The sequence below is a fragment of the Variovorax paradoxus EPS genome (genome assembly GCF_000184745.1).
GTDB classification, from domain to species: domain Bacteria; phylum Pseudomonadota; class Gammaproteobacteria; order Burkholderiales; family Burkholderiaceae_C; genus Variovorax; species Variovorax paradoxus_C.
Map to the genome: position 1 here is coordinate 368,948 of NC_014931.1, position 13,019 is coordinate 381,966.

The following is a 13,019-nucleotide window of genomic DNA, read 5'->3' on the forward strand; positions in this document are numbered from 1 at the left end:
AAAACTAGGTCCGCACCCGCCCGTCGCCAGTCAGCATCGACAGTTCGACGAACTTCGATCCCACGTGGTTCTTCGCCGAGAACGACACCTCGAACCCGCCGAACTGCTGCCGGTCGATGCTCTCCAGCCCCGCGACGAGGCTGTCTCGCGTGAGCTTGCCCGAGGCCTTGCGCAGCCCCTCGGTCAGCACCTTCGCGGCCAGGTAGCCCTCCATGCTCGAGAAGTTCGCGCTGGCCCCGCCGCCGGCCTTGCGCACCGCCTCGACGAATTCGCGCGTGATCGCGTTGGCCGGGTTGTAGGGCGAGGGCACCACCTGCGTCACCATCACGCCCGCGGCTTCCTTGCCGAGCTCGTCCGCCAGCGCCTGCGTTCCGACGAACGAGAGGTTGATGAAGGTGCCGCCATAGCTCGCCTTGCGCGCCTCGCGGATGAATGCCGCGCAGGCCTTGTACGCGCCCACCTGCACCACCGCATCGGGTTTTGCGCCCACGATGGATTTCACGGCCTGCGCCACGTCGGCCGAATTGCGCTCTACCGTGGCCATCGCGACCGGCTTCAGGTCGAGCTGCGACAGCGCCAGCGTCACCCCGTCGAGCCCGGCCTTGCCGTAGGCATCGTTCTGATAGAAGACCGCGATTTTCTTGAGGCCCAGGTGGGTGAGCTGTTTGACCATCAGCGCCGTCTCGTCGTTGTACGAGGCGCGCAGGTGGAACACGTTCTTCTGGAAGGGCTCGCGCAGCGACATGGCGCCGGTGAACGGGGCGATGAACGGCACCTTGTCCTTCACCGCCAGCGGCAGTGCGGCCAGGCTGGTCGGGGTGCCGATGTAGCCGAAGAGGGCGAACACGTCCTCCTCGATCAGCTTTTGCGTGTTGGCGGCGCAGCGGTCGGGCTCGTAGCCGTCGTCCAGGTTCTTGATCACCACATTGCGGCGGCCGGACTGGGCGTTGTACTGGTCCAGGAACACCTTGGCGCCCTGATGGAACTGGATACCCAACTGCGCGGCCGGACCGGTGAAAGGCGCGGACTGGCCGAGCACCAGGGGCGCTTCAGTCTGCGCCTGCGCGATCCTGAAGCTGGCCAGCGTGGCGGCGGTGCCCACGGCCAAGGAAAAATGCCTGCGATTCACCATGGTGAAAACTCCCTCTGCGCCCGCTGCGCGTTTTTCTCGCACTCAAATTAGACTTGTCCGATGCCCCACGCAACGGACTCCCTGGAAGCCACGACTTCCCCCGCCCCGACCACCGAGACCATCACCGTGCTGGGCGCCTGCCCCCACGATTGCCCCGACACCTGCGCGCTCGTCACCACCGTCAAGGACGGCGTGGCCGTGAAGCTGCAGGGCAATGCCGCCCACTCGCACACCGGCGGCGTTCTGTGCACCAAGGTGTCTCGCTACATCGAACGCAACGACCATGCCGAGCGGCTGGTGCAGCCCCTGAAGCGCGTCGGCCCCAAGGGCAGCGGCCAATTCGAGCCGGTCTCGTGGGACACCGCACTGGACGACATCGCCGCGCATCTTCGGTCATTGCGGTCCGATCCGGAAACAATTCTCCCCTACTCTTATGCGGGCACCATGGGCCTGGTGCAGGGCGAATCCATGGACCGGCGCTTCTTCCACAAGCTGGGCGCCTCGCTGCTGGACCGCACGATCTGCTCGATGGCCGGCGGCGAGGCCATGGTCCACACGCTGGGCGGCAAGGTCGGCATGCGAATCGAGTTCTTCGCCGAGGCGAAGCTGATCCTGATCTGGGGCAGCAATTCCATTGCCAGCAACCTGCATTTCTGGCGCCACGCCCAGGCCGCCAAGCGCGCGGGCGCACGGCTGGTGTGCATCGATCCGCGCAAGACCGAAACCGCCGACAAGTGCGACGAGCACATCGCGCTTTTGCCCGGCACCGACGCCGCGCTGGCCCTGGCGCTGATGCACGAGCTGATCGTGCACGACTGGCTCGACCACGACTACATCGCCAACCACACGCTGGGCTGGGAGCAACTGCGCGAGCGCGCACTGCAATGGCCGCCGTCGCGCGCGGCAGAGGTCTGCGGCATTCCCGAAGCGCAGATCGTGACGCTGGCCGAGGCCTACGGCACGACCAAGCCCGCCGCCATTCGCCTGAACTACGGCATGCAGCGCGTGCGCGGTGGCGGCAATGCAGCCCGCGCGGTTGCTTGCCTGCCGGCGCTGGTGGGCGCTTGGCGCGGCCGGGCGGGCGGGTTGCTGCTGAGCAGCTCGGGCCATTTCCCGGTCGACCGCGCCGCGCTGCAGCGGCCCGACCTGCTCGAAGGCCGCCGCCCGCGCACCATCAACATGAGCACCATCGGCGACGCGCTGCTCGATGCGGCGAAGCCGGTGAAGGCCATCGTGGTCTACAACAGCAACCCCGTCGCGGTGGCGCCCGATTCGGCCAAGGTGGTCGCGGGTTTCGCGCGCGACGATCTCTTCACCGTGGTGCTGGAGCAGTTCCGCACCGACACCGCCGACTACGCCGACTACCTCTTGCCCGCCACCACGCAGTTGGAGCACTGGGACATCCACACGAGCTACGGCCACACCGACGTGCTGCTGAACCGCCCCGCGGTCGCGCCGCGCGGCGAGGCACGCAGCAACGCCTGGGTGTTCCGTGAACTGGCGCGCCGCATGGGCTTCGACGAGCCCTGCTTCTCGGACGACGACGAAGCGCTGTGCCGCACCGCGTTCGCCGAGAACGCGATCGACTACGCGCAGATGCTGACCCAGGGCTTCACCACCGTGAAGCTGCCCGAGGCGCCGTTCGCCGAAGGCCAATTCCCCACGCCCTCGGGCCGCTGCGAATTCTTCAGCGCGCGCTTGCAGGCCATGGGCATGGACGGCCTTCCGGACCACGTGCCCAACTGGGAGCCGGCCGGCAGCTCGACCGAATTCCCGCTCGCGATGATCTCGCCGCCCGCGCGCAATTTCCTCAACTCCACCTTCGTCAACGTGACGAGCCTGCGCGCCATCGAGGTCGAGCCGCTGCTCGAAATCCACGCGGCCGACGCCGCCGCGCGCGGCATCGAGGACGGCGCGATGGTGCGCGTGTTCAACCAGCGCGGCGAGCACCGCTGCCGCGCCGAGGTGTCGCGCCGCGCGCGCCAAGGCGTGGTGCACGGCATGGGCATCTGGTGGCGCAAGTTCGGCGGCGACGGCACCAACGTCAACCAGCTCACGAGCCAGCGGCTGACCGACATCGGCCGCGGCCCGACGTTCTACGATTGCCTGGTGCAGGTCGAACGCGCGTGAGGGGGCTGTCCGCATTGGCGCTGGCCGGCGCCCTGTTCCTCACGGGCTGCGCCGACCTCGGCTACTACTGGCAGTCCGCCAGCGGTCACATCGGCATCATGCGGGCCGCCAAGCCCGTGCCCGAATGGCTCGCGGACCCGGCCACCTCGGCGCCACTGAAGGCCAAGCTCGAACTCACCCAGCGCATCCGCCGCTTCGCCTCGGCCGAACTGGGCCTGCCCGACAACGCGAGCTACAAGTCGTACGCCGACCTGCACCGCCCCGCCGCCGTGTGGAACGTGGTGGCCGCGCCGCCGTATTCGCTCACGCTCAAGAACTGGTGCTTTCCGGTGGCCGGCTGCGTGGGCTACCGCGGCTACTACAGCGAGGATGCAGCCAAGGCCGAAGCCGAGGCGCAGCGCGCCCTCGACCTCGAAGTGGCCGTGTACCCGGTGCCCGCGTACTCGACGTTGGGTTGGATGAACTGGGCCGGCGGCGATCCGCTGCTCTCCACCTTCATCGGCTACCCCGAGGGCGAGCTCGCGCGCCTCGTGTTCCACGAGCTCGCGCACCAGGTGCTGTACGTGCCGGGCGACACGGTGTTCAACGAGTCGTACGCCACCGCGGTCGAGCGCATCGGCGGCGGCATGTGGCTGCAGCGCGAAGCCGGCGAGGCGGCGCGCCGCGAGTACGCGCAGTTCGACGGCCAGCGGCAAGAGTTCCGCGCGCTCGCCCTCAACACGCGCCGCGCGCTCACGCAGGTGTACGAGTCACCCGAGGCCAAGGCCAAGGACTGGCCCGCCGTCGAGGCGATGAAGAAGGCCGCGATGGCCGACTTCCGCGCCCGCTATGCCGAGCTGAAGCAGGGCTGGCAGGGCCCTCGCCAGAACGCCTACGACGGCTGGGTGGCGCGTGCCAACAATGCGGCCTTCGGCGCCCAGGGCGCCTACGACGACCTGGTGCCGGCCTTCGAGGCGCTGTTCGACCGCGAAGGCCGCGACTGGCCGCGCTTCTACACTGAGGTCCGGCGCATTGCCGCGCTGCCGACCACGGAAGAACGCCGGAGTGCCCTGCAGACTGCCACGGGCATCCTGCAAACCCATTCCAGCGAAGACAACAACAACGGAGAACACGGTGCCTGACATCCATATCGAGAGAAACCACACGCTGGGCATTGCCGGCGCCCGCGAAGTCGCGCGCCAATGGGTGCAGCAGGTCGAGCAGGACTACGGCCTGGAGTGCACCTACACCGAAGGCAAGACCTGCGACGTTGCCCGGTTCAGCCGCCCCGGCATCGACGGCACGGTCGAGGTGACGGCCGACACCTTCAAGCTCGAAGCGACGCTGGGCTTTTTGTTCAGCAGTTTCAGCGAGCAGATCGAGCAGAAGATCTCGCGCAACCTCGACGCGCTGCTCGAGTCGCCGAACGGCGGCACGCGCTTCGCGTGATCGGGTTCAGGCCAGGCTGCGTTCACCGGCAAAAAACCCGTTCACGCTGAGCTTGTCGAAGCGCCGCGCGAGGCTTCGATCCTTCGACAAGCTCGGGACAGGCCAAGCTCAGCACGCCCTCCAACCACTCGCCCTGAGCCTGTCGAAGGGTTGTCTCCACCGCGAGCAGGGCTTCGACAAGCTCAGCCCGAACGGTTCATGCGCATCAGACGATCGTGTAGCCCCCGTCGACCGGCAGCGCCACGCCGCTGACCATCGACGCCCCATCGGAGAGCAGGAAGAGGATCGGTGCCACCACCTCCCCGACTTCTGCAAACCTTCCCATCGGAATGCTCCTCAAGACCGCCGCGCTCTTGGCCGGATCGGCCCAGGCCTCCGCGGCCATCGGCGTGAGCGTGACCGTCGGATTCACGCTGTTCACGCGGATGCCGTGCGGTCCGAATTCGAGGCACAGCGAGCGCGTGATCGCATCCATTGCGGCCTTCGATGCGCAGTAGCAAAGATGCGCATCGAGCGCGACGAGCGAGGCTTGGCTCGACACGTTGACGATGCTGCCGCGCACGCCGGACGCGATCATCGCCTTGCCGCAACGCGAGGCGACCAGTGCGGCGGCGCGGGCGTTGACGGCCATCACGGCGTCGAAGCTTTCGGCTTGCAGATCGAGCGCGGATTCGAGCAATGCGATGCCGGCGCAGTTCACAACGAGATCGAACGCTGGCAGTGTTGCGAGCGCGCGTTCCAACGCAGCGGCGTCGCTCACGTCGATCACGAGCGGCGTGCAGCCGGCCTCCGCGTGCAGCGCATCGAGCGCCGCCGCGTTGCGCCCCACGGCCGTCACCGTCGCGCCCGATTGAGCGAGCTGCAACGCTACTGCGCGGCCGATGCCGCTGCTGGCGCCGGTCACGAGCGCGCGCCGGCGGGAGAAGTCGAAGGAGGTCGTCATTTCAGCCGATGCATCGCATCCCGCAACGCGGGATAAAGAGATTTGTAGATTTCGAAGCGCTCCCGGTACACGGCCTGCGCCGCGGGCTCGGGCCGCGCGCGCTCCACCAGCGTGACCCAGCCGCGCTCCGCCGTCGCCGCATCGACCAGCCCCGCGCCGAGCGCCGCGAGCATCGCCGCACCGAGGGCCGCCTCGACCTCTTCCTCGATGGTGAACACGGGGTAGCCCGTGATGTCCGCGACGATCTGCATCCAGAGGTCCGAATGCGCGGCACCGCCGACCACGATGAGGCGATCGTCCAGCGGCTGCCCGCTTTGCCGGCCCGCTTCGATGTTGTGCTGCAGCGCGAAGCTCACGCCTTCGAGCACCGCGCGGTACAGGTGCGCGCGGCTGTGCGCGAGCGAGAGGCCGATGAATGCGCCCTTGGCCTGCGCGTCCCAGATAGGGCTGCGCTCGCCCATGAGGTACGGCAGGAAGACCAGGCCCTCCGCGCCGGCCGGCACGTCGATGGCCTTGCGCTCGATCAGCGCGTGCGCGTCTTCGCCAGTGCGCGCGGCCTCGGCCACTTCGGCCTGGCAGAAGGTTTCGCGAAACCAGGTGACGGCGGCGCCCGCGGTGATCGCGCCGCCGAACACATAGCTGCGGTCCGCGCCGCGGTACACGTGCGGCATCGTGATGAGCTTGTGGCGCGCATCGACGGTCGGGCTCACGAAGCCCCAGCACATGCTGGTGCCGATCATCGCGACGTGGTCGCCGCTGCCGGTCACGCCCGCGCAGAAGGTGGCCACGGCTGCATCGACGCCGCCCGCCATCAGCGGCATGCCTTCGGCGAGGCCGAGCTTCGCGGCCCATTCGGCGCTCAACCCACCGACCACATCGCTCGATTCGACGAGGCGCGGCGGCATCATGCGCGCCGGAATGCCCAGCATGCCGAGCGCTTCCTCCGACCACGTGCGCCGCGCCGCGTCGTACACACCGCCGATGTTGCCGGCCGAGCTGTGGTCCACCGCGAGCTCGCCGGTGAGCCGCCGGTTGATGTAGCTGTTGGGCGGCAAGAAGTAGCGCGTCTTCGCCCACACCTCGGGCAGGTGCTCGCGCACCCACAGGATCTTGGTGTAGCCGTAGTAGCTGTCCACGCCGTTGCCGGTGATCGCCTGCAGCCGCTCGACATCGACGTTCGCGTTCACCGCATCGACCTCGGCGGTGGCGCGTCGGTCCATCCAGATGAGGCACGGGTGCAGCGGCTGCATGGCTTCGTCGACCGGGATGCCCGCGCCGCCGTAGAGGCTGCTCACGCACATCGCGGCGATGTCCGTTGCCGCGACGCCGCTCTTCGCCACGCAGGCGCGCACGCTCTCGCACACGGCATCGAACCAGACCGCGCAGTCCTGTTGCGCCCACAGCGGCTTGGGTGTTTCCGGCTGATAGGCGACGCTCGCCTGCGCATGCACCTTGCCGTCGATGCCGACCAGCAGGCACTTGGTGCTCTGCGTGCCGATGTCGACGCCGATCACGTATTTCATGGTGTGTTGTCTCTCAGGCTTTCAGGATCGGGGCTGCGGCTTGAGCAGCACCTTGATGGAGTCCAGCGAGTTTGCCAGCGCGAAAGCGCGCTCCCATTCGGTCAGGGGAAAGTCGTGCGTCACGATGCCCTTCGAAGTGACGAGGCCACGCGCCAGCAGGTCGATGGCGATCGGGTAGCAGTAGGGGCCCAGGTGCGCGCCGCGCACGTCGAGTTCCTTGCGGTCGCCGATGATGGACCAGTCGGCGCTGGTCTCCGAACCGAACACGCTGAACTCGACGAAGCGGCCGAGCTTGCGGATCATCTCCAGGCCCTGCGTCACGCCGATGGGCGCGCCGGTGGTCTCGATGTACACGTCGCAGCCGTAGCCTTCGGTCAGGCCCTTGACGATGGCGTCGGCGTTCTCGGTCTTGGGGTTGATGGTCACGTCCGCGCCGAACTCCTTGGCCAGCGCGAGGCGCTCGGGCACGAGGTCGATCACGATGAGCTTCTTGGGCGTCTTCAGCCGCGCGGCCTGAACCATCATCAACCCGAGCGGGCCGGCGCCGGCGATCACCACCACGTCGTCCAGCTGGATGTCGCCACGGTTCACCGTGTGGATCGCGCACGAGAGCGGCTCGATGATGGCCGCATCTTCAAGCGAAATGCCGTCGGGGATCTTGTGCACGCGCGAGGTCGGCGGCAGCCGCATGTAGTCGGCCATGCCGCCATCGGCCACGATGCGCTGGAAGCCGAAGATGTTGTGCACCTCGCACATCCAGTACTTGCCGGAAGTGCAGAAGCGGCACTTGCCGCAGGGCACGATCTGCTCGGCGATCACGCGGTCGCCTTTCTCCACGCCGAAGTGTTCGGCGGCGCCTTCGCCGAGCGCTTCTACGTAGCCGAAGAATTCGTGGCCCGGGATGACAGGCGCCTTGACCCACGAGGGCTGGCCGTCGCCGCCCCAGAACATCTTCGCGCCCGAGTGGCATTTGCAGTCGGAGGCGCAGATGCCGCAGGCCGCGATGGAGATCAGCAGTTCGTTGCGGCCGATGGTGGGCATCGCGACGGTTTCAAGGCGGTAGTCCTTGGGGCCGTGGCACACGACGGCCTGCATGGCAGCGAGTTCGCCGATGGCGCCCGAGGCGCCGGGCTGGAGCTTTTGATAAGACATGGGTTCCTTGTGATCAGAGAGGGTGTTGGGTATTGGTTTTTCTCCCTCCCCCTCTGGGGGAGGGCAGGGGTGGGGGCAAGCGGCGTCACTACTGGGCACGCTCTGCCTGCCCCCATCCCAGCCTTCCCCCAGAGGGGGAAGGAGCAGTGCAGGGCGTCAGCGTTTTGCTTCTCGGCTGATGAAGATGGCGAGAAGGACGATCCCGCCCTTGATGATCAATTGCAGGTACGGCGACACGCCGATCATGTTGAGACCGTTGTTCAGCACGCCGAGCAGCAACGCGCCGACCAGCGTGCCGACGATCGCGCCGCGTCCGCCGGCGATGGACGTGCCGCCCATCACCACCGCCGCGATGGCATCGAGTTCGAAGCCCACGCCCACGCCGGGCTGTCCGCTCGTGACGCGCGCTGCCTGCACGATGCCGGCAATGGCCGCCGTAAAACCGCTCAACGCATACACGAGCAGCTTGTAGCGGGACACGCGCACACCGGACAGGCGCGTCGCCTCTTCATTGCCGCCAATGGCATACACGTAGCGTCCGAACGGCGCCATGTTCAGCAGCACATACGCCACGAGGTACGTTGCCAGCATGATGAGGATCGGCACCTTGATGCCCGCGAGCACGCCGCCGCCGAGGAAGGCGAACGAATCGGGCAGTCCGTCGATCGGGTAGCCGCCGGTGTAGATGAGCGCAATGCCGCGCGCGATGCCCATGGTGGCCAGCGTCACGATGATCGGGGGCATGCGCAGGTACGCCACGCAGTAGCCGTTGAAGAGGCCGATCACCACGCCGACTGCCAGCCCGAGCGGCACGGCAAGCATCGGCGGCAGGCCGAACTGCACCATCATTCCCGAGGCCAGCGTGCCCGACAGCGCCACCACCGCGCCCACCGAGAGGTCGATGCCGCCGGTGAGGATCGCAGCCGTCATGCCCACCGCGATGATCGCGTTGATCGAGGACTGCAGTGCGATGTTCTGCAGGTTGCCCCACGAGAGAAAGTTGTCGGTCGCGACGATCATGAAGACCGAGATCGCGACGAGGCCGACCAGCGGCAGGAAGGCCGTCGAGCGACGCAGTTGGGTGAAAAATCCGCCGGAAAGAGCTTGAGGCGTGGGCGGCGTGGGATGGCTGGCGGTGGCATTCATTGCGAACCCCCTGTGGTTGCGTGGCGCATGATGTCGCCCGAGTTGATGGAGTCGCCCTCGAGCGTGGCCACGATGGACCCGCCCGAGAACACGGCGACGCGGTCGCACATGCCGACGATCTCGGGCAGCTCGCTCGAGATCATCACGATGGCTTTGCCCTGGCGCGTGAGTTCGCGCATCAGGCTGTAGATCTCGGCCTTGGCGCCGACGTCGATGCCGCGCGTGGGCTCGTCGAAGATCAGCACCTCGCTCGCGTGGCCGAGCCAGCGCGCGATCACCACCTTCTGCTGGTTGCCGCCCGAGAGCGTGGCCACACGCGTCTCGATGCTGGGTGCCTTCACGCCGACGCGCTTGGCCAATTCGCCGGCCGACTGCTTCTCGGACTTCTGGCTCACCAGACCCGCGCTCTTGTGCTTGCCCAGGTTGTTCATCGAGATGTTGAAGCGGACCGTGAAGTCGGTGATCAGCCCCTCGACCTTGCGGCTCTCGGGCAGGAGGCCGATGCCGTTTTCCAGCGCCTCGGTCGGGTCCTTCAGGCGCACGGGCTTGCCGTTGCGCAGCACCGTCTTGCGGTGCACGCGGTCGGCGCCCATCATCCCGAGCGCGAGTTCGGTGCGGCCCGATCCCACGAGCCCCGCGAAGCCGAGGATCTCGCCTTCGTGCAGCGTGAAGCTGTTGACCGGACCGCCCTTTGCGAGCTGGATTTCGGGCACTTCCAGCACCTTGCGTCCGCGCGGCGCGGGCTGCGGCTTCGGTGGAAAGTTGTGCTCGATCCTGCGGCCGACCATCATCTCGACCAGCGCATCCACATCGGTCGCGCCCACGTCCGCATGCCCCGCGTTGGCGCCGTCGCGCAGCACGCTGATGCGGTCGCACACCTCGAAGATCTCGTCCAGGTGGTGCGAGATGAAGATCATCGCCACGCCCTTGGCGCGCAGCTCCCGCATGATCTTGAAGAGGTGCCCGGCTTCGTTCGGTGTGAGCGTGGCGGTCGGCTCGTCGAGCACCAGCAAGCGCGCCTTCAGCGACAGCGCCTTGCCGATTTCCACGAACTGCTGCTGCGCGACCGAGAGGCGGCAGATCGGCACATCGAGATCGATCTGCACGCCCAGCTCGTCGAAGAGCCGCTCGGCCGAGCGCTTCATCCCCGCCTTGTCCATCAGCCCGAAGCGGTTCTTCAGGTAGCGGCCGAGAAAGATGTTCTCCACCGCGTTCAGGTACGGGATGAGGCTGAACTCCTGGAAGATGATGCCGATGCCCGCCGCGATCGCGTCGTTGTAGCCCGCGAACCTGCGCTCGCTGCCTTCGATGAAGATGCGGCCCTCGTCGGCCTGGTAGATGCCGCCGAGGATCTTCATCAGCGTCGACTTGCCCGCGCCGTTCTCGCCGAGCAGCGCATGCACCTCGCCCTTGCGGATCGAGAGGTCGATGCCCGAGAGCGCCTTCACGCCCGGAAAGCGCTTGGACACGCCTTCCAGCCGGAGCATTTCTTCGCCTTCTGCAAAAGAGGTCATGACGGAGCCGATGAGCCGCTTACCAGGTGAAGGTCTTCGCGCCTTCGGCGTCGATCAGCTTCACATCCACTGGCACGGCGGCCGGCACGTTGGCGCCCCACTTCTTGGCGAGCGCGATGCCGATGGCCAGGCGGATCTGGTCGCGCGGGTACTGGGCGGTGGTGGCGATGAACTTGGAGCCCGGCTTCTGCATCGCCTTGATGGCTTCGGGTGCGCCGTCCACGCTGGCGAGCTTCACGTCCTTGCCGCTCGCGTCGATGGCCGCGAGCGCGCCCATCGAGCCGCCGTCGTTCACGCTGAAGATGCCCTTCAGGTCCTTGTTGGCCTGCAGGATGTTCTCGGTCACGGTGAGCGCGGTGGCTCGCTCCTGCTTGCCGTTCTGCGTGCTCACGACCTTGATACCGGGGTACTTGGCGAGCGCTTCGCGGCAGCCCTTCACCCGCTCCAGGATCGGCACGACGGGGATGCCGTCGAGGATCGCGACGTCGCCTTTTTCGCCGATGCTCTTGGCGAGGTATTCGCAGGCGAGGCGCCCGGCGTCGGTGTTCTTGGAGCCAACGAAGGAGTCGACCGGGCCCTGCGCATTCGCATCGACAGCCACCACGACGAGGCCCGCCTTCTTGGCCGAGCGCACCGCCGATTGCACGCCGGTGGAGTCGGTCGGGTTCAGCAGGAGGATGTCGACCTTCTTCTGGATCATGTCTTCCACGTCGCCGATCTGCTTGGCCACGTCGTGCCGCGCGTCGGTGGTGACAACGGTGGCGCCGATGCTGGCCGCGGCTTCTTCCAGCGCCTGCTTCATCGTCACGAAGTAGGGGTTGTTCAGTTCCTGGAAGGTCATGCCGATGCGCAGCGGCTGCTTGGGCGCTTGCGCCTGGGCGGCAGATGCTGCGCAGACCAGTGCGGCGGTGAGGGCGGTGGTTTTGAGAAGGTTCTTCATGGTTGCGGTCTCCTGGGGTGTTTGACTGACTGAGTGGCTGACAAAAAACGCGGGCAAAGGCGTGCCCCGCGCGGCGCCCGGAGCGCCGCGCCGGTAACGACGCGGGGAACGAAAAAAAGAACGCCGGCTACGGCGCGTTGGTGGCACGCGAGGCCGCGGCCTGCATGCGGTGGAAGTTGCGGAACTTGGTCGGCGGCATGCGCTTGTGCAAGAGGAACTGCCGGTTGAAGTTCGACACGTTGTTGAAGCCCACGTCCATGCAGACGTCGAGCACCGGCTTCTCGCTGTTGGTGAGCAGCTCGCAGGCGCGGCTGATGCGCAGCCGGTTCACGTAGCGCACGAACGACTGGCCCGTGTGCTTGCGGAACGACCGAGAGAACGCGCTCGGGCTCTGGCCCACCAGTTCGGCCAGCATGGGCTCGCGCAACTCGTCGCCGAGGTTGGCCGAGATGTGCGCGAGCACGTTGTTGATGGCGTGCGACATGAAGGCCTTGGGGTCGGGCTTGAACGCGGGGCTCGCGAGCCGCTGGCGGTCGTGGCTGTCGACCAGCAGTTCGAGCAGCGAGAGCAGCAGGATCACGCGGCGCAGGCCCCGCGCCTCCAGCAACGATTCCATGACCGGCTTGGCAGCGAGGGCCGTCTCGGCGGAGAACAGCAGCCCCGAGCCCGACTCGGCCAGGAGCGGCGCGATGCGTTGGAACTCGGGGAAGGCGGCGCTCATGTTCTTCATCAGCTCGGCCGGAAACTGGATCACGATGCCGCGCCGCTCGACGCTCTGGCCCGCGGGCACGTCGCTGATCCAGTTGTGCGGGAGGTCCGGACCCATCAGCACGAGGTTGCCGGGCTCGAAGTGGCCGACGTGGTCGCCCACGAAGTAGACGCCCTTGGTCTCCACGATCAACTGGATCTCGTACTCGGGATGGAAGTGCCAGCGCACCGTGCGGTACGGATAGCCGTGCGCCCAGGCGGTGAACGATTCGTCCCCGCGGACTTCGACGATTTCCAGATCGGGTTGCATCGGTGGTCTCCTGTTCTTTCTTTCTTGTCTCTTCGTTTGTCTTGCGATCGACACATGACAACGTGGGGCGGACTGTACGAATCGCCCAGGACG

11 protein-coding genes are annotated in these 13,019 nt (G+C 67.1%); 3 read left to right on the forward strand and 8 right to left on the reverse strand.

All coding sequences use genetic code 11. From position 1 onward, the window contains the following. Positions 1–4: 4 nt before the first annotated feature. Positions 5–1,132: an ABC transporter substrate-binding protein gene (locus tag VARPA_RS01750; protein WP_013538817.1), complete on the reverse strand. Its 1,128-nt coding sequence runs from the start codon at positions 1,130–1,132 to the stop codon at positions 5–7. 60 nt (positions 1,133–1,192) lie between these two features. Between VARPA_RS01750 and VARPA_RS01755 the strand changes: the two genes are divergently transcribed. The 3 genes from VARPA_RS01755 to VARPA_RS01765 are packed head-to-tail and all read left to right on the forward strand — an operon-like array spanning position 1,193 to position 4,690. Further along, the gene (locus VARPA_RS01755; RefSeq protein ID WP_013538818.1) at positions 1,193–3,262 is read left to right on the forward strand and encodes a molybdopterin-containing oxidoreductase family protein; all 2,070 of its coding nucleotides are present in this window, start codon (positions 1,193–1,195) and stop codon (positions 3,260–3,262) included. Continuing rightward, positions 3,259–4,383, forward strand: coding sequence for an aminopeptidase (locus VARPA_RS01760; protein ID WP_013538819.1), 1,125 nt, complete (start codon positions 3,259–3,261; stop codon positions 4,381–4,383). Before VARPA_RS01755 ends, VARPA_RS01760 begins: the two co-directional genes overlap by 4 nt. Next, positions 4,376–4,690: a polyhydroxyalkanoic acid system family protein gene (locus tag VARPA_RS01765; RefSeq protein ID WP_013538820.1), complete on the forward strand. Its 315-nt coding sequence runs from the start codon at positions 4,376–4,378 to the stop codon at positions 4,688–4,690. The genes VARPA_RS01760 and VARPA_RS01765 overlap by 8 nt, the downstream gene beginning before the upstream one ends. 205 nt (positions 4,691–4,895) lie before the next feature. Here VARPA_RS01765 and VARPA_RS01770 read toward each other — a convergent pair whose 3' ends face one another. From VARPA_RS01770 to VARPA_RS01800, 7 genes are all read right to left on the reverse strand, one after another. Then, positions 4,896–5,633 carry an SDR family oxidoreductase gene (locus tag VARPA_RS01770; RefSeq protein ID WP_013538821.1) on the reverse strand — a complete coding sequence of 246 codons (738 nt, stop codon included), beginning with the start codon at positions 5,631–5,633 and terminating at the stop codon, positions 4,896–4,898. Next, positions 5,630–7,156 (reverse strand): FGGY-family carbohydrate kinase, encoded by a 1,527-nt coding sequence (locus VARPA_RS01775; RefSeq protein ID WP_013538822.1) that lies wholly within the window; start codon positions 7,154–7,156, stop codon positions 5,630–5,632. The genes VARPA_RS01770 and VARPA_RS01775 overlap by 4 nt, the downstream gene beginning before the upstream one ends. A 21-nt stretch (positions 7,157–7,177) precedes the next feature. Beyond that, positions 7,178–8,308 (reverse strand): erythritol/L-threitol dehydrogenase, encoded by a 1,131-nt coding sequence (locus tag VARPA_RS01780; RefSeq protein WP_013538823.1) that lies wholly within the window; start codon positions 8,306–8,308, stop codon positions 7,178–7,180. 156 nt (positions 8,309–8,464) lie between these two features. Further along, on the reverse strand, positions 8,465–9,454 hold the full coding sequence (locus VARPA_RS01785) for an ABC transporter permease (RefSeq protein WP_013538824.1): 990 nt from the start codon (positions 9,452–9,454) through the stop codon (positions 8,465–8,467). Next, positions 9,451–10,968 (reverse strand): sugar ABC transporter ATP-binding protein, encoded by a 1,518-nt coding sequence (locus tag VARPA_RS01790; protein ID WP_013538825.1) that lies wholly within the window; start codon positions 10,966–10,968, stop codon positions 9,451–9,453. Before VARPA_RS01790 ends, VARPA_RS01785 begins: the two co-directional genes overlap by 4 nt. Before the next feature lie 19 nt (positions 10,969–10,987). Then, on the reverse strand, positions 10,988–11,908 hold the full coding sequence (locus tag VARPA_RS01795) for an ABC transporter substrate-binding protein (protein WP_013538826.1): 921 nt from the start codon (positions 11,906–11,908) through the stop codon (positions 10,988–10,990). 127 nt (positions 11,909–12,035) lie between these two features. Then, entirely contained in the window at positions 12,036–12,926 is an 891-nt protein-coding gene (locus VARPA_RS01800; RefSeq protein WP_013538827.1) for a helix-turn-helix domain-containing protein, read from the reverse strand. Positions 12,927–13,019 lie beyond the last annotated feature (93 nt).